General features: G+C 40.9%; 29 protein-coding genes. 5 read left to right on the top strand and 24 right to left on the bottom strand.

Going from position 1 to position 25730, the window contains the following annotated elements:
- Nucleotides 1-4 precede the first annotated feature (4 nt).
- From CZ382_RS15880 to CZ382_RS15805, 16 genes are all read right to left on the bottom strand, one after another.
- On the bottom strand, nucleotides 5-1261 hold the full coding sequence (locus CZ382_RS15880; RefSeq protein WP_088052203.1) for a serine hydroxymethyltransferase: 1257 nt from the start codon (nucleotides 1259-1261) through the stop codon (nucleotides 5-7).
- A 46-nt stretch (nucleotides 1262-1307) separates the two neighbouring features.
- Nucleotides 1308-1880 carry a TIGR01440 family protein gene (locus CZ382_RS15875; protein WP_088052202.1) on the bottom strand — a complete coding sequence of 191 codons (573 nt, stop codon included), beginning with the start codon at nucleotides 1878-1880 and terminating at the stop codon, nucleotides 1308-1310.
- A gap of 155 nt (nucleotides 1881-2035) precedes the next feature.
- Nucleotides 2036-2473, bottom strand: coding sequence for a ribose 5-phosphate isomerase B (gene rpiB, locus CZ382_RS15870; protein ID WP_088052201.1), 438 nt, complete (start codon nucleotides 2471-2473; stop codon nucleotides 2036-2038).
- A 31-nt stretch (nucleotides 2474-2504) separates the two neighbouring features.
- Nucleotides 2505-3797 (bottom strand): methyl-accepting chemotaxis protein, encoded by a 1293-nt coding sequence (locus CZ382_RS15865; RefSeq protein WP_088052200.1) that lies wholly within the window; start codon nucleotides 3795-3797, stop codon nucleotides 2505-2507.
- 23 nt (nucleotides 3798-3820) lie between these two features.
- The gene (locus CZ382_RS15860; protein ID WP_088052199.1) at nucleotides 3821-4429 is read right to left on the bottom strand and encodes a low molecular weight protein arginine phosphatase; all 609 of its coding nucleotides are present in this window, start codon (nucleotides 4427-4429) and stop codon (nucleotides 3821-3823) included.
- A gap of 1233 nt (nucleotides 4430-5662) precedes the next feature.
- On the bottom strand, nucleotides 5663-6217 hold the full coding sequence (locus CZ382_RS15855) for a manganese efflux pump MntP (RefSeq protein WP_088052198.1): 555 nt from the start codon (nucleotides 6215-6217) through the stop codon (nucleotides 5663-5665).
- A gap of 148 nt (nucleotides 6218-6365) precedes the next feature.
- Nucleotides 6366-7382, bottom strand: a complete 1017-nt coding sequence (locus CZ382_RS15850) for an L-threonylcarbamoyladenylate synthase (protein ID WP_088052197.1) — start codon at nucleotides 7380-7382, stop codon at nucleotides 6366-6368.
- 128 nt (nucleotides 7383-7510) lie between these two features.
- Nucleotides 7511-8674 (bottom strand): GNAT family N-acetyltransferase, encoded by a 1164-nt coding sequence (locus tag CZ382_RS15845; protein WP_230856173.1) that lies wholly within the window; start codon nucleotides 8672-8674, stop codon nucleotides 7511-7513.
- A gap of 237 nt (nucleotides 8675-8911) precedes the next feature.
- Entirely contained in the window at nucleotides 8912-9313 is a 402-nt protein-coding gene (locus CZ382_RS15840) for a GNAT family N-acetyltransferase (protein WP_088052195.1), read from the bottom strand.
- Nucleotides 9314-9385: 72 nt separating this feature from the next.
- On the bottom strand, nucleotides 9386-10000 hold the full coding sequence (spoIIR, locus tag CZ382_RS15835; RefSeq protein ID WP_088053497.1) for a stage II sporulation protein R: 615 nt from the start codon (nucleotides 9998-10000) through the stop codon (nucleotides 9386-9388).
- A 315-nt stretch (nucleotides 10001-10315) separates the two neighbouring features.
- On the bottom strand, nucleotides 10316-11185 hold the full coding sequence (prmC, locus tag CZ382_RS15830) for a peptide chain release factor N(5)-glutamine methyltransferase (protein ID WP_088052194.1): 870 nt from the start codon (nucleotides 11183-11185) through the stop codon (nucleotides 10316-10318).
- A 1-nt stretch (nucleotide 11186) separates the two neighbouring features.
- On the bottom strand, nucleotides 11187-12257 hold the full coding sequence (gene prfA, locus CZ382_RS15825) for a peptide chain release factor 1 (protein ID WP_088052193.1): 1071 nt from the start codon (nucleotides 12255-12257) through the stop codon (nucleotides 11187-11189).
- Nucleotides 12258-12400: 143 nt separating this feature from the next.
- Nucleotides 12401-12826 (bottom strand): hypothetical protein, encoded by a 426-nt coding sequence (locus tag CZ382_RS15820; protein WP_088052192.1) that lies wholly within the window; start codon nucleotides 12824-12826, stop codon nucleotides 12401-12403.
- Nucleotides 12790-13098 carry a hypothetical protein gene (locus CZ382_RS15815; protein ID WP_088052191.1) on the bottom strand — a complete coding sequence of 103 codons (309 nt, stop codon included), beginning with the start codon at nucleotides 13096-13098 and terminating at the stop codon, nucleotides 12790-12792. Before CZ382_RS15815 ends, CZ382_RS15820 begins: the two co-directional genes overlap by 37 nt.
- Nucleotides 13095-14048, bottom strand: a complete 954-nt coding sequence (locus CZ382_RS15810; protein WP_088052190.1) for a nuclease-related domain-containing protein — start codon at nucleotides 14046-14048, stop codon at nucleotides 13095-13097. Before CZ382_RS15810 ends, CZ382_RS15815 begins: the two co-directional genes overlap by 4 nt.
- A 219-nt stretch (nucleotides 14049-14267) precedes the next feature.
- Entirely contained in the window at nucleotides 14268-15155 is an 888-nt protein-coding gene (locus CZ382_RS15805) for a DUF6612 family protein (RefSeq protein ID WP_088052189.1), read from the bottom strand.
- A gap of 216 nt (nucleotides 15156-15371) precedes the next feature.
- Between CZ382_RS15805 and CZ382_RS15800 the strand changes: the two genes are divergently transcribed.
- Entirely contained in the window at nucleotides 15372-15920 is a 549-nt protein-coding gene (locus CZ382_RS15800; protein ID WP_088052188.1) for a MerR family transcriptional regulator, read from the top strand.
- 333 nt (nucleotides 15921-16253) lie between these two features.
- Here the strand turns inward: CZ382_RS15800 and cax are convergent, their stop codons facing one another.
- Nucleotides 16254-17318, bottom strand: coding sequence for a calcium/proton exchanger (cax, locus tag CZ382_RS15795; protein ID WP_088052187.1), 1065 nt, complete (start codon nucleotides 17316-17318; stop codon nucleotides 16254-16256).
- Between the two features lie 418 nt (nucleotides 17319-17736).
- Here cax and CZ382_RS15790 point away from each other — a divergent pair, with 418 nt between their 5' ends.
- The 4 genes from CZ382_RS15790 to CZ382_RS15775 are packed head-to-tail and all read left to right on the top strand — an operon-like array spanning nucleotide 17737 to nucleotide 20281.
- On the top strand, nucleotides 17737-18636 hold the full coding sequence (locus CZ382_RS15790) for an ABC transporter ATP-binding protein (protein ID WP_088052186.1): 900 nt from the start codon (nucleotides 17737-17739) through the stop codon (nucleotides 18634-18636).
- Between the two features lie 14 nt (nucleotides 18637-18650).
- Nucleotides 18651-19397 carry an ABC transporter permease gene (locus CZ382_RS15785; protein ID WP_088052185.1) on the top strand — a complete coding sequence of 249 codons (747 nt, stop codon included), beginning with the start codon at nucleotides 18651-18653 and terminating at the stop codon, nucleotides 19395-19397.
- Nucleotides 19398-19419: 22 nt separating this feature from the next.
- On the top strand, nucleotides 19420-19881 hold the full coding sequence (locus CZ382_RS15780; RefSeq protein ID WP_088052184.1) for a LytTR family DNA-binding domain-containing protein: 462 nt from the start codon (nucleotides 19420-19422) through the stop codon (nucleotides 19879-19881).
- Nucleotides 19871-20281, top strand: a complete 411-nt coding sequence (locus CZ382_RS15775; RefSeq protein WP_088052183.1) for a DUF3021 domain-containing protein — start codon at nucleotides 19871-19873, stop codon at nucleotides 20279-20281. The genes CZ382_RS15780 and CZ382_RS15775 overlap by 11 nt, the downstream gene beginning before the upstream one ends.
- Before the next feature lie 308 nt (nucleotides 20282-20589).
- Here CZ382_RS15775 and CZ382_RS15770 read toward each other — a convergent pair whose 3' ends face one another.
- The 7 genes from CZ382_RS15770 to CZ382_RS15740 form a co-directional block, all read right to left on the bottom strand.
- The gene (locus tag CZ382_RS15770; protein ID WP_088052182.1) at nucleotides 20590-21627 is read right to left on the bottom strand and encodes a lactonase family protein; all 1038 of its coding nucleotides are present in this window, start codon (nucleotides 21625-21627) and stop codon (nucleotides 20590-20592) included.
- Nucleotides 21628-21761: 134 nt separating this feature from the next.
- A complete protein-coding gene (locus tag CZ382_RS15765; RefSeq protein WP_088052181.1) occupies nucleotides 21762-22238 on the bottom strand; it encodes a hypothetical protein in 477 nt (158 codons plus the stop codon).
- A complete protein-coding gene (locus CZ382_RS15760) occupies nucleotides 22235-22627 on the bottom strand; it encodes a hypothetical protein (RefSeq protein ID WP_088052180.1) in 393 nt (130 codons plus the stop codon). The genes CZ382_RS15765 and CZ382_RS15760 overlap by 4 nt, the downstream gene beginning before the upstream one ends.
- 207 nt (nucleotides 22628-22834) lie before the next feature.
- On the bottom strand, nucleotides 22835-23425 hold the full coding sequence (locus CZ382_RS15755; protein WP_088052179.1) for a hypothetical protein: 591 nt from the start codon (nucleotides 23423-23425) through the stop codon (nucleotides 22835-22837).
- Nucleotides 23426-23555: 130 nt separating this feature from the next.
- Nucleotides 23556-23684, bottom strand: a complete 129-nt coding sequence (locus CZ382_RS24545; RefSeq protein WP_268811326.1) for a hypothetical protein — start codon at nucleotides 23682-23684, stop codon at nucleotides 23556-23558.
- Nucleotides 23685-24686: 1002 nt separating this feature from the next.
- Entirely contained in the window at nucleotides 24687-24983 is a 297-nt protein-coding gene (locus CZ382_RS15745) for a DUF4176 domain-containing protein (RefSeq protein ID WP_088052177.1), read from the bottom strand.
- Nucleotides 24983-25708, bottom strand: a complete 726-nt coding sequence (locus CZ382_RS15740) for a hypothetical protein (protein WP_088052176.1) — start codon at nucleotides 25706-25708, stop codon at nucleotides 24983-24985. The genes CZ382_RS15745 and CZ382_RS15740 overlap by 1 nt, the downstream gene beginning before the upstream one ends.
- Nucleotides 25709-25730: the final 22 nt, after the last annotated feature.

Genomic DNA, 25730 nt, shown 5'->3' with positions numbered 1-25730 from the left:
ATCGTTATGCATATAGCGGAAATTTATCCGTTAATACTTTTACACGATTTGCTGCATTTTTTAATTTTGCTTCGTCTTCATGATTTTTTAATGTAAGGGAAATAATCGCGGCAATTTCCTTCATTTCAGCTTCAGCAAAACCACGTGTCGTTACGGCTGCTGTACCGATACGAACACCACTAGTTACGAATGGGCTTTCTGTGTCAAACGGAATCGTATTTTTATTCGTTGTAATACCAATATCATCCAGTACCTTCTCGGCTACCTTCCCAGTAAGGTTGAGCGGTGTAACATCTAATAGCAGCAAATGATTATCAGTACCGCCAGAGACAATACGGATTCCTTCATTCCTCAACTCTTCACCCAACGTTTTAGCATTTTTAATGATTTGGTTGGCATATGCTTTGAAATCATCAGATAGCGCTTCTTTAAATGACGCTGCTTTTGCGGCAATAATGTGCATCAATGGGCCGCCTTGCATACCAGGGAAAACAGATTTATCAATTTTCTTCGCGAATTCCTCTTTACATAAAATCATGCCGCCACGTGGTCCTCTTAGTGTTTTATGTGTCGTCGTTGTAACAAAATCGGCATACGGCACTGGATTTGGGTGTAAACCGGCAGCGACCAAACCGGCAATATGTGCCATATCCACCATTAAGTATGCACCGACCTGATCGGCAATTTCACGGAACCTGGCAAAATCAAGTGTCCGGGAATACGCACTGGCACCAGCAACAATAAGTTTCGGCTGAACCTCCTTTGCTTTTTCCAAAACCGCATCATAATCAAGCTGTTCCGTTTCCTTGTCAACACCATAATCAACAAAATGATAAAGTTTACCGCTAAAATTCACCGGACTCCCATGTGTTAAGTGGCCACCATGGTTTAAGTTCATCCCTAAAACCGTGTCACCTGTCTCTAAAGCGGTAAAATATACAGCCATATTAGCTTGTGCCCCGGAGTGTGGCTGAACATTAACATGATCAGCACCAAATAACTCCTTTGCACGATCACGGGCCAAATTCTCTACAACATCAACAAACTCACAGCCACCGTAATAGCGTTTACCTGGATATCCCTCGGCATATTTATTCGTTAACACGGAACCCATCGCCTCCATAACTGCTTCAGACACAAAATTTTCCGATGCGATCAGCTCAATTTTTTGCTGTTGACGCTGCTTTTCATTTTGCATTGCCTCGTACAGTTCCTGATCTGCTTGCTTTAGTTTTGTTGCTGACTTTGTTGCTGTCTCCATGTGTAAACCCTCCTATATATTTTTTTGGTACTGGTGTTTCCAGTCCCTACTTACAACTATTATTAACTGCTGTTTCTTTATAGTTGGCGCGCTCCCCGCCGATTAATTTCGGCCGGGTCCGTGCTGTGCTAAGCCGGGCATTGCCGATCTGGCGCTTTGCAAAACGTAATGGAACAGCAACACGTTTCAGATGCATGCCAATCATTGTTTCACCAATATCCATTCCCGCGTTTGCCTGGAGTTTTTCGACAACGACAGGATTATCCATCTGTTTATAAGCATATGAAGCCATTGAACCTCCTGCTGTTAGCACCGGAACTACCGATACTTCCTCAAGCTGATGTGCCAGCATGGTGGCTTTTTCTACGACAAGTGCCCTGTTCAAATGCTCACAGCATTGAAAAGCTAGCTTAATTTTTAATTGCTGCTGGAAATGTGCCAGTTTTTCGAAAATAATTGCTGCGATATCTTCACTTCCGGCAGTACCAATATGCTTGCCGATCACTTCACTTGTCGAGCAGCCGACGACAAACAAATCACCATCATGTATATACCCGCTGTTTATCCATTCCTGGAGGGCAGACTCCATATCATGTTGCACCTGTTGATGTAACTCCATTATCCACTTCACCTGCCTTATTTAACGTGACGAGACATTGGGGGATTCACTTCAGGTCGCCGTTATCCCAATTTTAAATGTAGCTGCCATCTTACATCAAGTTATCTCCCTTTCATTATCAGGCAGCCGGTCACAAATCCCCATCCATCACCTATTTAACCTTCATACGTTGTAATTTTTCCAATCCGGTTTGCGTGGCGGCCACCGTCAAATTCGGTTTCAAGCCAAGTTTTAGCAATTTCCCGGGCAAGCCCTGATCCAATGACGCGTTCTCCCATGGCCAATACATTCGAATCATTATGCTGTCTGGTTAATTTTGCACTGTAAACATCATGTACCAGCGCACAGCGAATGCCTTTCACTTTATTTGCAGCAATCGACATGCCAATGCCGGTTCCACAAATAAAAATACCGCGATCAAACTCCCCCTTCGCTACACGTTCCGCTGCAGGAAGTGCATAATCTGGATAGTCAACCGAGCCTTGACAATCACAGCCGGTATCTTCGTATTCTATCCCTGCTTCATCCAGAAGTGCTTTCACCTCATTGCGGATCGTCATCCCCGCATGGTCAGCAGTTAAAATTACTTTCATTGCTATCGCTCCTTGTCTTTGTTGTATAGTTTTACGAAACCTTAAACTGCCGGATTTGCTCATTTAAGGTTTGAGCCTGTTTTTCTAATGAAGATGCCATATTATCAACGTCCTCAATAATACTTGCCTGTTCCTGAATCGACGCATTCACTTCCTCCGTTCCTGCCGATGTTTCCTGGGCGATTGCCGCGACCTCCTGTGATTGTACACTAGTAGCTTGAATCGATTCCAACTGCTTGTTGACAACTGTTGCAATCGCAGCAATTTCCGAAGCTACATCATTAACAGAGCTGGCCATTTGTTCAATGGCCTGATTTGTCTCTACCCCTTTTTTTGTTTCCTCTTTTACATATACGACATTGTCATTAATTTTCTTAGCGACTATCGCAACATCATCCTGGATGGCGGTAATTAAATCAGAAATACGTTTAACGGCATTTGCACTTTGATCAGCCAATTTACGTATTTCTTCAGCTACCACTGCAAACCCCTTGCCATGTTCGCCGGCATGAGCAGCTTCAATGGATGCATTTAATGCCAGAAGATTCGTTTGCTCGGAAATTTCCCCAACCATGGAAATAATGGTTTCCACCTGCAGCGCATTTTCCTTTAAATGCTCGACATCTTGCAAGGATTTTTCCTGGCTGCCGGCCACCTCCTGAATACCCGTCACTAATTGATTTACCACCAGTTTGCTCTTGTTTAACGTTCCCAGCATTGTATTGGATTTATCCTTTGACCGGCTAGCTTTGCTTTGTACTTCCTCCGCCAGTTCCGTTGCCACTTCAACTGATAGCACCGTTTGCTGAATGGCATCTGATGAGCTTTCCGCGCCTTTGGAAATTTCATCAATGGAGGCCCCAATTAGTTGTGAATGCTGGGCAGCTTCATTCGAGGCATCCTTCAACTGACGAACCGATTGATTCGTATTTTCAAAGTGCTTCTCTATATTATGCACCATATTGGTTAAATTTTTAAGCATTGTATTAAAGGAAATGGTAAGCCCGCGAATTTCGTCGTCAGATCTGGAAACGTCAATAGACTGATTCAGATCACCATCTGCAGCACGAGAGGCGGCACCCTCCAGTTTCTCCAGTGGTCTTGTCACAAACCTTGCAGCAAAATAGGCTAATATACCGGACCAAAAAATCCCCATTAGTAACGTCATGATGATGAAGCCCTGCTGTGAAATTGCCCAAAACTGGTGAACAGCATCATAGACAATGTAAATAAATAACGCTGTAAATGAATACGTAATAATAGCTAGAATTGTTGTTAACAGCACAAATTTAAGTCGTAAGCTAAACCGGTACTTTTTCTTCATCCCTTTTTCCCCCTGCACCTTATTCAGTTGTTTTTTATCTTCCTGATTAATAAATCGACATTTTCATCTAATTCTTTTAATGTATTTTGATAAATGGCCAAATCTCCGCCAAATGGATCCGATATATCGTAATTGATTAAACTGGCTTCCATTTGTTGAATTCGCTGCACATCATCATGCAACAGTTCAGCCAATTTTGCCTCAAGTTTAGCGTTATCCAGTTTGTGCTGATACTCCTGGATATAAATAGAGCGCTTTTCTTCATAGTCAGCATAAGCCCGCTTAATTTCCTGCCACACTCTTTTATCCGCTTCTGAAACATATTCCTTCAATGTAAAATAGTTGTCCTGGAATTTTGGATATTGCAAAATCAGTGATTGTTTATGCTGTGTTGTCATTGTCAGTACGAGATCCGCCCAATTGAGCAATTTAGCGGTAACTGGCTGGGAACGGTGATCAATCGGAATCCCCAAACGCTTGAGCGCTTCTATCGCAGTTTGGTTTGCCCGCTGGTTTTTCCCAGCAAAAATCCCCGCTGACTGCACTTCCGCCTGAGGATATTTATGCTTCATTAACGCCTCAGCCATCGGACTTCGACATGTATTTCCGGTACAAATAAACAAGATTTTCATAAAGGAACCCCCATTATAAAGTGAAAACTTCATTCAGCAGGGGATTCTTTTTAACCCTCACTGAACTTAAGGAACAAAGGCGCAAGCGCCCGTTTAGCGGCGTATGTGCTGCGCCCTGCCAAGCAGGGTGGTTCGGTGTTGCTCCGCAAAGCAGCGGTTTTAACCGAACATTCCTACCGTAGGAGATAAAGGAAACATGCCCCTGCAAAAGGGGTATGCCGACGTTGGGCGCAAAGCCCGTACTTAGTCGGCCTTCCTCCTTATCCGAACCGATGTTGACTTATCGTACGGAGGCGGGTGTTGCACACTAGCCGCTGGGCGCTGGAGCCGGACGTGGCTTATCCGGTTATTAAGTTATCCACAGCCGCAAAATTTTATAATTTCCTAGACGAGAACAAAGGCTAAAGCTGCAACGTCCTATTGCAACGCCTTTGTGACTGGGTCGTGCAGGCCCGATCGAATCGGATTTTGACGGCCAGCTAATCCCCACATACTGTTTTCTCTGAAGCCTTGAAGTAGGGTTTTACTGCCGATTGAGGTGGGAAAAAACTTCTACTCAAACTATACCATAGAAAGACAAGGAATGTCAGAAAAAACAGTTAAGATGAGAAATGAGCAGTATTAAACGTCTGTTTAGAAGAGCGTGTTCAAAAAGGAGGATAAAAAGGACCGAGAAGTTCGAGGCGGCGTAGCTCCCGGCACCGGGCTTGTACAGGAGGTACTGACTTCTGCTGTTGGCGATTGTCGTGGGCGGTTTTAGCAGAAGATCCTTATCCCAGGTACATGAGGAGCGGAGAAGCAAGCCAACGAGCTTCCACAGGATGTGGTGACTTCGACGTTCGACACAGGACGTGTCGGCACTTAGTCGAAGATCCCCTATCCCGAAGTGTCATTTTTACCGGACTTTTTGAACATCCTCTAGAAGAATAGTTAAAAAAGCAGGGGCTGTCGATCGAGATTGCAGTATTGCCGATTGAAAATATATGATCTTTATTAGCGTGGGGGCGTTTCAGGTGTTTCTCGAGCGGTTTCACATCAGAATTGAGCGGGTTCAACTGCTTCTCGAGCGATTCCGCGGCAGACTTGAGCGGGTTCAGCTGCTTCTCGAGCGGGTTCGCGGCAGACTTGAGCGATTTCAAGTACTTCTCGAGCGTTTTCACACCGGACTCGATCGAAAATGCTTAATGGCTCCAATTAAAAACGGATGTCGTACAACATCTGGCACCCGTTATTTTACCCGAATAACATATATAATCCGAACCCGCATAATATGCTGCCGCCTAATATTTCACTGTAAACCCCCAGGAGGCCATGAACTTTTTTTCCCAGAAGCATGCCGATCCAGGTTAAAACAGTACTCACCGCACCGAACAAAAGAAGTGCTATTGCTATTTTCACACCCGACATTCCAAGACTTAAGCCAACTGAAAAGCTATCCACGCTGACACTTATGGCAAAAAATAACAGCCCAATTCCAGCAGGCTTCACAACTTTTTTTATTTCATGGTTAAACGCGGAGAAAAGCATCTGTGCTCCAATCGCAAATAATAGCGTGCCGGCTACCAGTGTTGTTAACTCACCAATTTTTACAGATATCGCTTTTCCTACCATAATTCCCATAAACGGCATGATAATATGGAATAAGCCGATCACCATTCCGATAAATGCTATTCGTTTGAGACGCAAGCTTTGCATCCCCATCCCGAGACTGACGGAAAAAGCGTCCATTCCCAGGGCAAAAGCCATAAATACTAACGAAACAATTTCGCCCAACTGATGTGCCGACATCCACAAACCTCCCCGGACATGCTATTAGATCCTATGCATGTCCAAGTTGGATTATGAATGAAGGCTATATGGGGCGCTGATTTCTCCGCCCTAAATCGAGCATGGCATCACCCACCGAATCTCAACATATCGTTAAGTGCCTAGTAAACTATTCCTGTACATAAACACTCGCAGCTTTTTTCAGCCGGTTCATAATTGCTCGTCCGATACCCGCTTCCGGAAATGTTTCACATAAAATAAGATCAATGTCACCTTCTTTAAAGGTTCGTAATGCATCATACAGGTTTGCGGCAATTTCCGCTAAGGATTCTTTAGCCCCAAGTGCAATCATCTGATCAGCCGTTACTAGTGAAGCTGTTTCATTACTCGCCATCACACCAATCCGGTCATAGTTTTTCTGCTCCCTTGTGATCACCGTCTGCAATTCTTTCGCCGATCCTTCGACGAGCCACATAGGAACTTCAGGGGCGTAATGCCGATATTTCATCCCTGGCGCTTTTGGTCTCCTATCTGTATTGGCAAGCGCCGGATCCACCATAATACGCCCAATTACCTGTTCCAGCTGTTCACTGGTAATTCCGCCCGGGCGCAAGACAATGGGGATTTCTCCTGTACAATCAATGACAGTTGATTCAAGCCCGACACCGGTTGGTCCACCATCCAATACACCAGCAATTTTACCGTTTAAATCTTGCCATACATGTTCGGCTGTGGTCGGACTCGGTTTGCCGGAAATATTCGCGCTTGGTGCTGCGATCGGAATATCACATTCCCGCAGGAGCATTTGTGAAACTGGATGGCTGGGCATACGAACCCCAATTGTGGATAACCCCGCCGTCACATTTTCCGCACACCGGCCATTACTTGGCAAAACATAGGTTAATGGTCCAGGTGAAAAAGCGTTAATCAACTTATCCACAAACGGCGGGATTGCCGATACCAATTTTTCTAGTTGTTCCTTTGTTGCAACATGGGCAATCAACGGGTTATCTGCCGGACGTCCTTTTGCCTGAAAAATTTTCGCCACTGCCGTTTCGCTTGTCGCATCAGCTCCTAAGCCATATACCGTTTCGGTTGGAAACGCAACCGCCTCACCGTTTTTCAACAGTGCTGCGGCCTCCTGTATCCCTTGTTGCTCTATCACTTTCCAAAGTTTTGTTTGCATCTTCGTTGACCTCTTTTCTACCACTTATTCTAGCCGATAATAGAAAATGTATAAAATATAAAAGCCTGCTCTGGTTTTATCCACAGGCTACAAAAATTATCCACATTATTCACAATTAGGGCGCAAACCTAAAAGAAATCGGTTAGAAATGTTTGCCGGTTAGGAATCAGCTGCTCAAGCCGATCAATCGTTTTTTCCTCACCACTAAGAAGACCAACGTGATAATATTCTTTTGGGCGTTTAAAATTCAGTAACATACCTGTCAGAACCTGGATCGTACAATGAACGGCATCTACTGTATTACTGGATCTTGAAATTGTCACATTTGTTTCCTCCGCCGTTTTTTGCCATTGATACGTCCCACTATTTTCCGGGAAAAATTCATCTTTGATAACGAAAGTGAGCTTTCCATCTTGTTGGAAAGGGTACGCTTGTAAAAATCGCTGAACATCAACAATCCGTGCCATAAAGTAGGGATCCAGTTTCTGCTCAAATCTTGGTTCATCAAGTAACAGCGGGAGTTTATCATTTTCCGGAACGGTAAGCTTCACCTTATCGGCCATGGAATCATGATTGGCAATAAAATGAAGCAATTGCTTCCATCCATTCAGGTTGCTATAAACCATTTCCGTCACGTCAAATACATGCTCCTTCACATTATAAATGAGGTACCCTTCTGGATGTCCCTCCCCATTATAGGCTACCGCAATTTGTTGCTTATCCTTTAGTACACGCTGCTTCCACCATTTCTCATCCCGTACGAGCATGCCATTATAGACTTTCGCATATTCTGTGTAAATACGATGCAATAATGGTATATCCGGCTGTATTCGCCGTACATATCCTTCAATAGGACTCCATTTCTTTTTCAACTTTTCTAGCGGAATGGCGTAATGCTGCTCCGTAAAAGCATACTCCCATCCATATTTCCGGTAAAAGGCAAACGAAAAAGGATGAAGGAATGACAGGCTTTGTCCATTTTCCCTCATATATGTTAAAGCATGATAAAGCAGGTGCTTCACCATCCCTTGTCTGCGGTATTCAGGCCATGTCGCAACAGCACTAATTCCTCCCATCGAAAAAGCGTTGCCATTTATGTAACAGGATAATGGAATAAGATGAAGTTTCGCTGCCAGCCGATCGTCCTCCATCCAGCCCCAAATCATATGGCGCTTTACTTCCTCCTGTTTTTTCAACAACCCTTCTTTTGATAATTCATACTGAAAAGCAAACTGTGACAGGGAAAAGACAGCATCATAATCAGCCTCTGTCAGTGTTTTGATTTGTTTCAAAATATCTCCTCCGTTGTTTGTGGCTATTGTTCCCTTAGCATATCATTTTTTACTTGTACGGCGCGATGCTGGATTTCCTGTTTTCACAAAAAAAGTCCATGGAAATTATCCACAGACTTTAAGAAGGTATTTTATTGTTATACACATAATCCACATATTTTATTAGTAAAATTAATACTGTACACATTATCAACAGCTTTTAGGATGATTATCCACGGAAATGTGTGGATAACTCATTTAAGACACGTTATATGACCACCAATTCCCTTTGTCTGCCGAATAATTATCCACAAATACATTTTCTTTTTGTGGATGGAATTGCAGTGCCTCAAGCAAGACATCTACCATTGGCTGATGACTATGCACATAAACACTTCTCGCATTTCGTTCTTTTGCCAGAGCCAAAACGGATTCCAGCAAGACGGGAAGCGATGGTGCTGCTTTCTTCGTTACATGAAGCTGCTTTAACCAGTAAACACCAATATCAACCTGTTCCAAAATAAAGCACCCTTCAATTTGCTGATCCATTTCTATTACATAACCATTCTTAAAAAGTGAATCGCGGACAACGTCTTGATTATGATCCAAAAATTGTTCTACCTTTTCTTTCGATGCATGCTTGATCGCGACTAGATTCATCTTCATCACCTCAGCTAAATTTAGTAGATTTGGATTTTCCTTTTCTATGATTCTATGCGGTGGTAATGGAATCTATGACAAACCTAACCATTCAAACAAGAAAAACTTTACTTCAACTTCTTCTTCCTTTTCCTCTTCCTCTTTTTCCTTTACTTCTTCCTCAACACTGGCAGCCTCTGCAACAGTGGCCCCGTTGGAAAAGTCTAAAAAACATAACGGCGGGAACAATACACACCACCAGTTTGCCCCTTCTCCTTCGCCAAGCGTGATCAGCACTGCTTCATATTCACCCGCTGGATATAAATAAGTACCGTACAATTTAGTTGGAAATGTAACATTTTCACCGTACTCTACCTGATAAGCTTGTGATACGCCTTCTTTTTCCAGGACTTTACCGACTATTTTTTCAATCGCTGGCAGCTTTCCTTGAATTACTTCCCGAGCTTTATTAATATCGGCAATATCTTCCACCCATCCAGCAATCGATTTATTTACCTCATCACGGACTGCTCGTTTAATCCGCTGATCTTCATCCCCATCACTATTAGCCAAAATCCGCAGTCGAATGGCCTCGTCCGGGATCACTTGATAACCCTGATCTGAACTAGCTTGTTGAAAAATGCCTTTGGTCGGCAGCATGATAAAAATAAGTATAACTATAAAAGCAAAAAATACTAGTTTCTTCATCATTTCGAACCCTCTCTTGTTTAATTTATAAACAGTATGGGCGGGAAATCATGTTTTTAAACTAGTATTCTAGTAAAATTTATATTTTTATAAAGTGAAACTTCATCCAGTGGAGGTTTCCCTCGCCCACTGAACGAAAGGAACAAAGGCTAAAGGTCGCAACGTCCTGTTAAAACGCCTTTGTGACCTGCATCGTGTAGGCCCGAACGAATCAGGTATTTACGGGCTGTGTTTATCCCCTTTTTGGTGTACTCATGTTTACAGGGGTATATTACAGCCCGCTAATGTGTGCTAAAGTGGTCTAGTCGGCTAAGGTTACTTGGTGATTTTTGCCAAAACAATGCGATCCTTTTGATTAATATCCTGATGAACTTGCACGGTGCTTTGCGGTAACTGTGCTTTTAATAGACGTTTAACCACTTCTCCTTGCTGATAGCCGATCTCAAAGGCCACCATTGCATTTCGCTTAATAACTTTCGGAAGCATCCCAATTATTTTTCGGTAGGCGGCTAACCCATTTTCCTCGGCAAAAAGCGCCAGCTCCGGATCAAACTGGATAACTGTATCAGACATCATGCTTGTTTCTGACCTGGCAATATACGGTGGATTAGACACGATGATATCTGCTTTTATGTTTTGCTGAAGAAGCGGCTGTAAAAAATCCCCTTGTAAAAAGGTGACGTTTGCTTGAAGTTCGTTAGCATTTTTTTCGGCAACCGTTAAAGCATCCTCCGAAATATCCGTTGCATAAATGGTAGTATTTTCCAATTCAAGCGCGAGTGTACAGGCAATAATCCCGCTTCCTGTTCCAATATCGGCAATCGTCAAGGACTTATCCGTATTACATTGCTGTACGAACTGAATGACATGCTGGACAAGCTCCTCTGTTTCCGGCCTTGGGATCAGTACATGTTCATTAACATGAAACCTGCGGCCGTAAAATATCTCATAGCCCGTCAAATGCTGAACCGGAATCCCTGTTTCCGCATGCGCTTTGATGGCTGTTGCAAATTGCTGGGCAATGGTTTCCGGAACCGGATCCCGCATTCCGGCAAAAAACGCCGCCCTTGACATACCCAAGTAATGCTGCAGCAAAATTGAGGCAACGTTTTCTTCCCGGTTATGTTCTGCTAAAAAAAGAGAAGCCCGCCTGAGGACTTCATATTGTTTCATTGGCTTTTCCATTTTATTCACCAATCTGTTCCAATTTTTTCGTTTGTTCTTCAATAAGCAATGCATCGATAAACTCATCTAATTTACCAGTTAAAATCTGATCCAATTTTTGAATCGTTAAATTGATCCGATGATCGGTTACACGGTTTTGCGGAAAATTATACGTGCGAATCCGCTCAGACCGGTCACCGGTACCTACTGCTGATTTTCGCGATTCATCATATTCCGCCTGTGCTTCCTGCTGGTATTTATCATAAATCCGCGCACGCAACACCTTCATCGCTTTTTCCTTGTTTTTGATTTGTGATTTTTCATCCTGAATGGAAACGACAATCCCAGTCGGTTCATGCGTCAAACGGACAGCCGACATTGTTGTATTGACACTTTGCCCACCAGGACCACTTGATGCGTATGTGTCAACACGGATATCCTTTTCATGAACTTCAACCTCGACCTCCTCTGTCTCCGGTAACACCGCGACGGTAGCAGTCGATGTATGGATTCTGCCACCAGATTCTGTTTCGGGAACACGCTGAACCCGATGGGCACCATTTTCAAACTTCAGCTTGGAGTATGCACCAGTACCATTAATCATAAAAATGATTTCCTTGTATCCGCCGACTCCGGTCGTGTGTGCTTCCAATACGTCCGTTTTCCAGCCCTGTGATTCCGCATAGCGAGAATACATCCGGTACAAATCCCCCGCAAACAATGCAGCCTCATCACCACCAGCAGCCCCACGAATTTCCATAATCACGTTCTTGTCATCGTTCGGATCTTTCGGCAATAGCAGCACCTTCATTTTTTCCTCAAGCTCAACCTTGGATTCAGCAAGTTCAGCAATTTCTGCCTTAACCATCTCAATCATGTCATCATCCAGCTCATCTTCAAGCATTTCTTTGGCATCTTTTAGCTGGGTAGTCACATCTTTATATTCGCGATAGGCCTGCACTACTTCTTCCAAATCCGATTGTTCCTTTGAGTATTCCCGCAACTTTTTCGTATCACTAATAACATCCGGGTCACTTAGCAGTTCATTTAATTTATCATAGCGATCTTCCAATGATTGTAAACGGTCTAACACCACGTCCACCTCTTTCTGATTAACAGTCTAATTATAGTATACTCGCTGGTGGAGGTCAAAATTCTTTTGGGTGGGTGTATGGTTGGTGGTGCTATCGAGTGGGCGATGCTAATCGGGTTGCTCCGTTCGAGATCGGCGGCTTTTCACCTTCGATCAACGGGTTCTCCTTTTCGATCGGCGGACTTCCCACTTTCGATCAGCGGCTTTTCGTTTTCGATTAGCGGATTCCCACTTTCGATCAGCGAATTCCCACTTTCGATCAGCGGATTCCCCTTTTCGATCGGCGGATTCTCCTTTTCGATCAGCGACTTCCCACTTTCGATCGGCGAATTCCCACTTTCGATCGGCGGATTCCCACTTTCGATCAGCGGATTCCCACTTTCGATCAGCGACTTCTCCTTTTCGATCGGCGGACTTCCGCTTTCGATCGGCGGACTCCCACTTTCGATCAGCGAATTCCCACTTTCGATCAGCGAATTCCCACTTTCGATCAGCGGATTCCCCTTTTCGATCGGCGGACTTCCGCTTTCGATCAGCGGATTCCCCTTTTCGATCGGCGGACTTCCCACTTTCGACCAGCGGATTCTCCTTTTCGATCAGCGAATTCCCACTTTCGATCAGCGGATTCCCCTTTTCGATCAGCGGATTCCCACTTTCGATCAGCGGATTCCCCTTTTCGATCAGCGGCTTCCCACTTTCGATCAGCGAATTCTCCTTTTCGATCGGCGGACTTCCCACTTTCGATCAGCGGCTTTTCGTTTTCGATCAGCGGATTCCCACTTTCGATCGGCGGCTTTTCGACTTCGATCGGCGGCTTTTCTTTTTTGAATTTATTTCTCATCTTAATTTATAACGTCGCCAACCGTTTTTTCCAATTGGCAGGTAGTTACTTGATAAAATCCTTTTGGCAGCATGCGGTGAATCAATCCGTAAAAATGCTCTGGCCTCGCGATTAGTAATTTCCTTATTAATTAGTAGACTATAATCATTAAGCGCCGGTATGTGTGCGTTTTTTGATATATGCATGCAAACCGGACAATACCATGCACCATTTAGCCAATCCATGGGGTTTGCGGAACACTTTTGACAAAACACCCCGTTGATAAGTTCGTTTTTAGGAATATGAAACTTTTCCAATACCTTTACTTTCTTTATTCGATGTGCATTACGAACGTGTGCGGCCACTGATTTGAGCGTATTCTCGGGCAAGATGTTTTTACTGTATTGCTGATTTAGTTCTTCTATTTTTAATGGGAGTAAATTACTGTGGAATATTTCATCTGGAACTGGTTGGTCTGTATACATGGGTTTAATAATCGTGCTAGGAAAGCTGATTACAACGAAATGGAGCAGGGGAATTTGCGGGATATCTAATTGGCGCAACCATTTTTGCAACCGATGCCGTTGCAGTTTTACCTGTGGAATCGGATTGGGGAGCCCTTCTTCCTTACCATCATCACCAACACGAATAACTTGTTTTTCACCATCAAAAAATAATGTGCCATACCAGTTTTTTACCTCTACCAGGAGAAAGTATTTGTTGGATAAAATAAGGTTATCAATTTCGAAGTGCTTATTTCCATCATCAATCCGCGGGTTGCGTAAAATGTAATAATCTTCATCACGCAATAATTTCAAATGGAAGGTTAATGCGGACTGGCCCTTGGCACCGGCCATTTCTTTTTTTAGATGACCTTGTATAAGCTGCTTTTCGGGATGTTGTAGTGCGATCCTTTGATCCAAGGCTTTTAATTGGGGGATATAATCCGATTCATCAAGGGGGATAATCATTCAACCATATCCTTTCTTGTAGTCTATATCCTATCATACTACAAAAATGGTTAAGATAAATAAAATCTCCTAAAAATCTGTTTTAAAGCGTAAACCGTCACTACTTTCTATTTTTCAATGTCATTTTTTATCAATAGCACGGATTTATGGCTATCCGTCACCAAATAAAAAATGCGCCTAATAAACGGCGCATTTTTCCAAACAAAAAACTATTAATCTCTATTGTTGCTGATTTGCTGCATCTATTGCATTTTCCTTCACATCTGCCGGCACTTCGATTGCGTCGACTTTATTAATGTTCGAGTACTCGGATTCCATATTCTGCACAATATTTAAGGCAGAACCATTCTGTTCCATGGCCATATCCATGTCCATATTGAATGTTTTCATTTCAAATGTTTCTTTATCGATCGTAATTTCATAGTTCATGCTGTTAATCTTTGTATTCTCAAGAGCCTGCTTTCCTTCCTCACCCATTTGCTGCATCAATTCTGGCGGCAAGGAGTCCTTTATCGTTTGTTGCATCAAATCATTGAATTTTTCCCCGTCAGCAGACAGCTTTAAGATAAATTCATTATCTGACTGTTCAAATGAAAGATCTTTTGCGTAATCTTTCAGCATTTTCAACTGATCAGATGGATTTGGCTGCTGACCAGCCATTTCTTGGATAGCGTCCATTGAAGCACCTTCCATTTTCAACCAGTTGCCGCCGCCAAGCTGATCACTAAACATATACATTCCATCATCAACCATATACATTTCCATATCCATTTCTGGCATTTTCTCTTCGGAACCGTCCATCGTCATTTTTGTAGTTCCTTTCAGATAAACTGCCATTGGATCCATCGTCATTTTTGTATCAAATTTACTTTCCGTATCCATTGCAACCGAATCTGCCTCAGACTCCATTCGCTGTTTCAAGTTCATTGATACTTCGGCACTTTCCATTTTCTCAGAGGTTTCCAATGCCTTCGTATATACTTCCTCCGCTGTTAAGTCACTCTCTTTTTCCTTGCTCGTGCCTTCTGTTGGTTCGGCAGTCTTATTACATGCAGCAAGTACAAGTGCCAATACCCCGGCCACGATTAATAACATCCATTTTTTCAAATTGTATCCACCTTTCCAAAATAATTCTACAAATATGTATACGGACAACGAAATAAAAGGTTTCACTTTATTCACTTTTTTAAAAATATGGTATCAAGTCTGTGCGTTTCATCATGAAAAGATTATTCGTTTTTTCCGTATGTCTTACATATTTTTTCCACAATATTATACTACCATTAAAAAATACAATTGAATATGGTCACATGAAAAATTACGATGAGAAAGACGGTGAAAGCTTTGGAATTGTTAAATTTACATGGTCTGTGCCATATCGTTGACGTTCCACAAAGTACTGCAGAAAATTGGATCGAGGAATTTAACGTGTATATCCCAAAAGCAGAAAAGCAGGATGTAATATACTACCATCCTGAGGCAATCGACGTTTTGAAATTTATTAAACAATGTAAAAACCAAAATTATAAAAAAGCATCCATTAAGAAAATGCTAGGTGACAGAAGTTTTATGGTTACAAAGAAGAGTTCAATAGAAGATGTCCAGTCCGCGTTGGATCAGGGGAATTACAAGGATAACATCTTAACGGTGATGCAGACAATTGGAAAAACCGTAGCCAATGTCGCCAGCCAGGAAAAATCGATAACGGCTGTAAAAGAACAACAGGACAAGCAAAAGAAGCGAATCAAAATGATCGAAAAACAAACGGAGAAAATAAACGATCTAAAACAGGAAATCAACGAATTAAAACAAGAACGGACAACAAGCGATTACAAAATCAAGAAGGAAGCTTTTGCAAAGCTGTTTGAATAAAAGCTTCCCTGCATCTTTTTAATAATATTTAGCCAAACTAAACGAAAAGGAGGCTATTTTAATGGCAAAGGATAAAACAAAGACGAAAAACAAGAGCAAGGAAGAACTGAACGATATGAAGAACCAAAATAAATATAAACGCAACCGCCCGCCAGGCAATTAACCGATACAAAACCGTACAAAAATCCTCACCCCGATTTCCCCATCGGGATGAGGATTTTATTTATTATATTGAGGTTTCTCAAAAAACCTCAAATGATTAGCGGCGAATTGTGTAAGGATTACTTCTTTCTCCGCAGCTCGAAACTACGACGTCAACATCTACTTCCAAAACTACAGCAAATAAAAACCAATCCCCATAATGAAATACGCGGCGAGCAAAACAAGGCCATCAAACCAGTTGGAATCCCCATCGACGGAAATCATAATCATTAGCAAAATTGCCATTACCATGCTGATTAATTCTGCCCAGGTAAAAACAAGCGGCATGGAAGTTGTGAAAAAGAGTGATAGTAAAACGAGAACCGGTGCCACAAACATCGCTATTTGCAGCGTTGAACCGACGGCAATTTCTACGGCTACCTCCATTTTGTTTTTATAAGCCATTATTACCGCGGATGCATGTTCTGCAGCATTCCCGACGATCGCCACAATAATTACCCCAATAAATAACTCTGACCAGCCAAATGTATCGCCAACTGTATGAAATGTATGAACCAAGTTTTCCGAAACATAGGCAACTGCAATTGTTGCCGCAGCCAGGATGATAACAGCTTTTCCTTTCCCCCACTCCGGTGTTTCCTCTTCCTGATCCGTTTGCTCCGTTTCTCCATTATTTGGATATACACCGCGATGGGTTACCAGCTTAAATACGAGTGCGGCCGCATACAAAATAATTAAAATAATCGATACCCCGATACTGAGTGTCATTGTGTCCCGATCATTCATCGTATGGGAAAATACTTCGGGGATAACAAAAGCAACCAATACAGCAAAAATGAGCAGTCCAGCATTATGTCTTGCATTATAAATATCAAACGACTGGCGCTTATATTTCAAACCGCCGATAAAAAAGGAAAGCCCTGCCACAAAGAGCAAGTTCCCCAGGACAGAGCCGGTGAGCGATGCCAAAACAATCCCGATAAGTCCAGCCTTAAGGGAAAAAATAGAAATAATCAGTTCAACCGCATTCCCAAACGTAGCATTCATTAACCCGCCAATTCTCGGCCCCATCACAATCGATAAACTATCCGTCGCCCGTCCGATAAACCCAGCCAGGGCAACAATTGTCAAACAGTACACAACAAACATGATAACCTCGGACCAGTGAAATAGGGAGCCAATTATTGATAGTGGCAATCCGATTATGACGAGGATGATGAAAAGTTTGTTTACCATTTTGTAACCCTCCCCTTTAAAAGTTATTCATTACATCCCCACAGCACCTATTTTCTAAATTACTATTGAAAACCAACTCATCCTTCGTAAGCTTTCTTACAGGAAAAAGAGATACAAATGCTCAAGGAAAATTTGGAAAGCGTTTCTCGTACTCGAAACTACACTATCAATAGTACCTTTACGTTAACAAGAGCTCCGACAACGATGGATTTTTTCTTGTGGAAACTTACAACATTACCTTGAAGGTATTTTACCCATTTTAAATGGATATTATTTGCTTTTTAAACCAGGCTTACGTTTGTACCCGCACTCGTACCATAAATCTGTTACTTCATACATCGAATAATGCAAGTTATCCCTGCTTTCGAGAAATAAACGAAAAACATTTGCGATAATGTGATAAAGGAAGGTGGGACCATTGATAACCATTACAAATGTTACGAAATTCTACGGAAAAAAGGAGGCTTTAAAACAAATTTCTCTATCCATTTCTGAAGGCAGCTGTTTTGGCTTAGTAGGACCGAATGGGGCAGGTAAATCGACATTATTAAAAATTATTGCCTCCATCATCCAGGATTACCACGGAAATATACAGGTGACCAACGGCCGCAATAGAAAAGAAGAGATTGGTTACGTACCACAAGAAATATGTTTAGAACAAACCTTATCTGCGTACAGCAACCTCTGCTTTTTTGGAAAGTTATACGGTTTAAAAGGAAAAACACTCCAGCATAGAGCAACAGAGGTTTTGCATCAGATCGGATTAGCCGATCGGGTAAAAGACAAGGTACTCCATTTCTCAGGAGGAATGAAGCGTCGTTTAAACATTGGCTGTGCGTTAATGCATCAGCCGAAGCTGATTATTATGGATGAACCTACTGTCGGCATTGATCCACAATCACGGCGCTATATTTTTGAAATGATCCAGCGATTACAACAAAAAGGATGTACTATTATCTGTGCCAGCCATTATATGGAAGAAGTGGAGCAGTTATGTGATGAGGTGGCATTTATGGATCACGGAAAAACCATACACTATGGTAAGACCGGCGATTTGTTACAACAGTATGCAATCCCAGCTATTTTTGTAAAAGGAACCATATCATTGCCAAAGGAGATGGAAAGGTTTGGAGAAGTATCCCCTCATAAAGACGGTTATCTGTTAACGACAAAAACTCCGCTATCGGCAATGGAGGAGGTACTGATGTTTTATAAAATCCGGGATAATGGATTGGAACGTTTAGAGCTCGTCCGGCCGCGTTTGGAAGATGTCTTTTTTACGGTAACCGGAAATAAGTTGAGGGATGAAATAATTTAATTAGGAGAGGTTTTATGGGAGCCATAGTTACGTGGGAAATTAAAAAAAATCTGCAAGATCGGGGATTGCTGTTTTGGATGCTTATCTTACCAATCATTTTTACTGTTTTATTTATTGCTGTATTCACCTCAGGAGTCGATGGGTCGGCCAGACAGCAAATTATTACCTCTATTGTTCCCGGTTATACGGTTATGTTTGTATTTTTTATTATGATTTCAATGGTATCCACGTTTCTTAAAGACCGAGACTTAGGAATGACAGCCAGAATTGCCAGTACACCGATTTCCCCTTATTTTTATTTGCTTGGTAAATGGATACCATATATCTTTATAGTATGGGTGCAAATTATTATTTTATTTTTGTTTGGTAAACTCGTTTATCAGATACCATTAGCACAACCGATATTTCTGCTCGTTTTGTCAGTAATTTTAGCTTTAACCGCCACTGGACTGGGGTTAGCATTAGCATTACTTGTAAAGACAGACAATATGGGGCTTGCCATCACCCAGATTATCGGGCTTGGTGGTGCCTTGTTAAGCGGGCTGTGGATACCAATTGATATGATGCCTGATTTCCTGCAAACCATCGCCCGCTTCCTTCCACAATATTGGGCGCACCAAGCATTTCAGGATGCAATGAATGGTACACTAATGTTCAAGGGGCTCTTTCAGACATTACTCATTTTATTTGCATTTGGCAGCATTGGTTTTATCATTGCAACCGTACGCTATCCATATTTTTTAAAACGAGCACGGGGCTAGTTAAGGCATAAGGGGGATGGGGATGAAGGTAAACATAGATATTGATGAAAAACACACGGAAACATCGATTACCATTCAAGCCAGTCAATGGTCTGAAGATCTGGATAAGATCGTTAATCTCATCAGAAAAAGAAAATCAAGACGTTTATTTGGCATAGAAGATGATCAAACCGTGCTGCTTGATCCAAATGATATCGATTTCGTATACGCTGAAAAGAGAAAAGTATTCGCAGCCGTAAAAAATAAAAGATTTGAAATTAAAATGAAGCTTTATGAAGTAGAAGAAATACTGACTCCTTATCACTTTATGCGTTTTTCCAAATCAGTTATCGGCAATCTCCATCTTATCCAGCGATTTGAGCTATCGTTTAATGGAAACCTTTGTGTCTACTTCCAATCTGGAAATAAAGAATATATTTCACGAAACCATGTAGCAAAAGTAAAAGAAAAATTGTTAACAGGAGGGGTGACAAATGATGATTGAAATACTTAAAAGAGGCATGATCGGTGTTGCCTTCGGTGGGATCTATACATTTGTTGCCCTGACCATTATAAAGTTTAATCATATAGAAGTTTCCATATCCGAGGTATGGACGCATATGCTTGCAAGCCTTATACTTGGTATTTATTTTGGGTTATCCTCATTTATTTATGAAAATGACAGATGGAGCCCATTAAAAAAGACGGTCATCCATTTTAGCCTTTCCATCATAGTTTTTTTTCTTATTGCGATCCCGATTGGCTGGATTCCATTCCAAATCTTGTCTATCCTGCTTGGCATTTTACTGTTTATTATCATGTACAGTTTATATTGGACAGGGTACTACTTATACTTTAAAAAAATGGAAAATGACCTGAATGAGCAGTTGCAGAGAAAGGATTGACAAGACCGGGCAAATTGCTCGGTCTAGTTTGTCAGCCCAACTGTCGAACCTTTTGCTGTAAAAAGGCAGCTGTTTTGGTCTTTCCTCACTTCGATCGGGCTTTTCTTCTAGTCGATCGGGGTTTTTCCACTTCCGATCGGGTTTTTCTCACCTTCGATCGGGGTTTTTCCACTTCCGATCGGTTTTTTCCGCCTTCGATCGAGTTTCCTCACTTCGATAGGGTTTTTCTCTTAGTCAATCGGGCTTAGTAGGTACAAAAAGGATTGGTAACGCCACCAACGTTCTCTATCGAAAAGAATGTTTCTGTATTACCTCAAAAACGTTACACAGACTACTTCAGGCACCTTAATTTCAGAACCCATTCTAGAGAGCTTTCCTGTTTCATTATTACGGGTAAACAGGACGAGGTTTCCGGTATGCTGGTTGGATACGATAATGTAAGCTTCACTTGGATCTATAATAAAATCTCGTGGCCACTCCCCACCTGACGGGACAATTTCTACCATCGAAAGGGTGAATGATTCTTCATCAACTTGGAATACAGCAATACTATTGTGCCCACGATTCCCGGTATAGACAAATTTTCCGTCAGCAGAAATGCGAATGGCACTAGCATCATTTTTATCTGTAAAATTATCGGGAACCGTTCTTATGTATTGTTTTTCGGAAAAAGTCCCCGTTTCCGCATCATACATTAAAACAATTACCTCTGAGCTTAATTCCGTAAGAAGATAAGCAGTATTTCCATTTGGATGGAATACAATATGTCGAGGGCCACTACCTTGTTTTACTTGCAGTGTAGCGACACGTGTAAGTTTATTGTCCTTTACCTTATACGTAACTAGCTCATCTGTACCAAGGTCAACAGCAACGACATGCTTCCCGTCTGGAGTAAACCCGGTATAGTGCACATGTGACTTTTCCTGGCGTTCGTGGATACCGTGCCCTTTATGCTTTAAAAATGTTCCCGCTTCCAGCGCCCCTTGCTTCTGAACATGATGAAGCCCAATTTCCCCTTTATGATAATTACCGGTAACAAGTACGTTCCCACGAATATCCAAATGGCAGGGAGGCGCTCCTTCTGTCAGTTGGCTATTAATGTGTTGCAATGTACCTGTTATACGATCTAGCTCATACGCATTTATACCACCTCTACCCCCATCTTGAACTACTGAATAGAGATAGTGATTGTCTGCGCTGATGGTTAGATAGGTTGGATTTCCGATCTCATCCGCTACCTGTAACATATCAAGTGTCCCCGTTTCGGTATCCAACTCAAAACGGTAAATTCCTTTACTATTTTGGCGTGTGTATGTACCGGCAAAGCCGATGTATTTTGCGACCATTTGTATCTCCCCTTATTGAAATTTATAGTCTACCAAATCGTCCCTATCTCTAATAATACCAGAGCACAGATAATTGTTTTACTCATTTATTCAATCCCCCGGCCCGTTATTTAATACATGAAATGAAACGTATGTTATTTACCAGCAAATATTTCTTCGTTTCTAACCAATCGAATAGAGTTCAACGTAACAAGGGCCAATGAAACTATAAATAAAATGTATCCAAGTATACTTAGCGTTTGTGCAATCAATGTTATTTTACCAAACTGAAAATGATTTATCATAAAGGCACGAACAGCATCTTTACGGTTTATTTGTATAAATATGAAGGCTGCCGCAGCGCAATAAATTACGGCTAAGCTAAATAAAATGGAAAATTTATTCATAGATCGTGTTATTTTCTGTGAACCATATTCCGCTAAATTTCTAACAGCAAAGGATCTTTCACTGTCCTTCCTTTTAGCTCTATTTACTGTTTTAACAATCAACTGAGGAATTACAACGAGCAATATTAAAAACAATGAGCAAATCCCAAAAAATATATTGTACATACTGGCAATGTTAATCAATAGACTGAAAAAGCAAATCAGGAAAATATATCTTACTCTCACTTTTTTCCTCCTTTCTGCCTTAGAATAGCAATTGCTTCCAATAGTAACCGAATGATTAAATAATAATAAACAATTAGCCCCAAAATAGAGAGTACTATAAATAGAACACGAAAGTCACTTAAATAAGTATAAACTACATATCTCATACTTAAAATCCAAATACTGCCCATACTTGTACTGATAAAAATTATCACACATAACATAAACGTATGAATAAACCCAAGCAATCTTTTATCCTTTTCAATTTTTTCCGAATCCCGATTATTAACAGCAAAAATCGAGAATATAAGTAATACAATTGACCAAACTCCATAAGCAACGTTGAAAACACTTGAAAAATTGATAACTGTGGACAAGATTGCTATGATTATGTATTTCTTTAGGCTCAAACATTTCACCCCTTAGCCCGACGTATACGCATCAACACTCTAATTGGTCAAACGCATAACCAGAAATTTTTGCTACTTCCTTATTTATTGTAGCTTATTTGCAATATCACCTGCCGTATCTTTGAAACTATTCTATTCTCTATCTACTTGCTTACCTACCCAAGCTCCTGGCTAGTTAATGTCTTTCATTTTTTAATGAAAGCGGCTTTACTGTGCCATTTTATTATGTACTTCGGTTGCTACTTTATCCAAAAAACTGTTTTGATAGTTTAGGCGAAGTCGCTGGATAGGGAGCGACCGAATTATCCCGCCTATAACAAACGAAAGTAAGCTTATAATAATTAATAAGTCAATTGCAGGCACAGCAAGGTAAAACTTCAGGAGAAAAAGGTAGATAATGATAATAACCATCAATACGATTATGAGCAAACGTGCATTTTGGCGGCCTGCTTTGGCGTAACCTATAAATTCATCCTTTGTCAAATAGGCATTTTTTAAATTCATATTTTCCATCGCTTTTTTATACAAATGGTGATATCCATACCAGAAGAATCCCCCGCCAATAACAAGTAAGATAAGGACACTTGGGAGAAAGTTCATATGTATGTTAAAGTCACCTATCCCTTTTAGAATCCAATAACCCCCTAAAAAATAGAACCAGTACTGCGAGCTCTGGAAAAAACGATAATTATCATCATATACCCGATATATCCCCATTGTGTTCATGTCAATAAATAACGTACACCCCATTCTGTTACGATAGGCTTCCCTATAGAAGGGAATCAATTTCTTTTCCATAATAGTTCCTCTCCTGACGTGTTCGTAGTAAAGTGTCCCATAGCAAAGATTGATAGGGAACATTAACTAGTCTCCAAACGCAGCTACTGTACGATTCCTTTGTCTTCAACCCCGGAAATCTCTGAAGCATCTAAAGCTTTAGTGAATAGACTTCCTCCGCTGTCATATCACTATCTTCTTTGTTTGAACCACCTGTTGACCCGGCTACATCATTACATGCAGCAAGTACGACTACAGTGAAACTAGCTAATAGCGCCAATAACCATCTTTTCAGTTTAATCCACCTTTCCGAAACCTTCCATACTTATAATATATTTTTCTTTACTACAAGGAAAAATAAAATTAGCATAAATACGATTGATGCAATATTCATCGCCACCGATGACCATTTATCGTTTTTGACTACATAGTTCACAAAAATTAAAAAGGATAAGTAACATAACACAATAATAGTAAGACTCCATAATCCGAAAAGAAAATACACACCAAACACAGCCAAGCTTGCCACCACTATGATAGAAGCCCATAACTGAGGTAAAAGCTTAAATAAGAAATAGGCTATAAGAATAAAGATAGCAGGTACTAGAATATAAGAGCGTTTTAATTCCTCCATATATTCCTATCGTAGCAAATACAAATTAAACCTGCTATCGTACCATATAACGGCACCTTTCCCTTCATATAAAACCCACCTTTCATACACGTCAAACCCAACCTATATATGTTTCCGTCTAATAGAAGTTAAGTTTGCCTTCCTGTTAGAACGGTTCATTTACAGTAATCTTCTTCAATTTATCTTTAACTTAGAATTAAAAAAGTTCCCAAAAAGACGGAAAACCCCCGACAAATAATGTAATTTTACAAAACAGAATTCGGCTTATGAGTTTATATTTTACTGTTAGCTTCTTCAATTTGATGCATTACTTTTCCACTTCTGTTTCATCGCCTCACCGGTGAACGAGGATAAACCTTCATCCAGCACTATCAGTTTCTTTATCGCCTTTTCTTCCACTGTCTACATCCGAAAAAGAGGGGGTAGCGGAAGAAATATCGGATACTTCCTCAATTGTATCATGGATGATTTTGTCCTGTTTTCCAAATCCCAAAATACTTCATTAATGTCTTCTTTAACATCCTTTAAATAGATGCTTATAAAAAAAAGAAGTTAAAGTCACCCAACACATGATAGGCCCACTTAACTCCTTTATATTCTCCGAGGATTTTGCCTCCCCTTTTTACTCATATTCATTTTCTAAAGTCTTTAAACCTGTCTTAAAGTTTTTTGGAACTCCTCTTCTTCTTCATCTTCATAGCCCCGAAATATAATGTCGATAATGTCAGAATGATTAAATGCATAAGTGTACTCTTGACTAATATAACCTTCCGGGTATGGAACACCAATATAGTCATACATCGTTTGTTCTGTTATTTCCTCTTCTTGTGTCTGAATATCCTCTCCCCCTTCACCTGTAACTATTTGTTTTCTTCCATAAATCACTAAACGTTTATTTCCGCCTTTTAACAAGACTATAGTTCCGTACGGTAATAGTGTCTCCATTATTTTATCTCAACTCCTTGTTTAATAAGTTTTTCCTTTTTTTTGTTGGAATATGGATGATAGTTTACATAGTCCATATTCGCTTTCATAAAAAAGTAACGATGTAAAAACTTTGCTGCAGCATACACAAGAAAAATGGCGAAAAAGTATATAACGATTAATGCAATAACAAATTTTAAAACAATCGTTTCTTGCACACTTTGTCCTAGCATATACCCTATTGCTGGGGCGATAGCTAATGCCCCCATATATTTTGATTTGTTTCCACGTTTCTTTTCCTTCGTTGGGTCACCGGAGTATTTATCAATTTGGTATTTTACAAAAATATACGTCAACAGGATGGACGTCAAATTGATAACGATATAGTAAAACACAGAGGTAATATGAAGCGTATAATACGACATCCCCTGTACCATAACAAATAAGGAAATTGCCCCGAATGAACCCCATATTCCCATAAATAAAACCATCTCAAACTGTGTAGAATAAGGATTTTTTATGAGAAGTCTGGTCCCCCATAAATGAAGGATAAGAATAAAAGGTGAGACAATCCATAAATATTCAAGTTCAAATATACTTAATAAACCCATAAGTAAAGGCACATCGTATATAACAAGAATCATTACTATTACGGATGATCTAACGTCCTCTACGGGAATAAATTCTAATTGTTCATTAACATGCTGAGCTAAATCCTGATGTCTCATTTTGGGGTTTATTTTCATATTTCCACCTCTCTTTATAATA

The organism is Virgibacillus dakarensis, from assembly GCF_900155625.1.
GTDB classification, from domain to species: domain Bacteria; phylum Bacillota; class Bacilli; order Bacillales; family Amphibacillaceae; genus Lentibacillus_C; species Lentibacillus_C populi.
The sequence above is the reverse complement of the archived record's forward strand: the minus strand, read 5'-3'. Positions and strand labels throughout refer to the sequence as shown.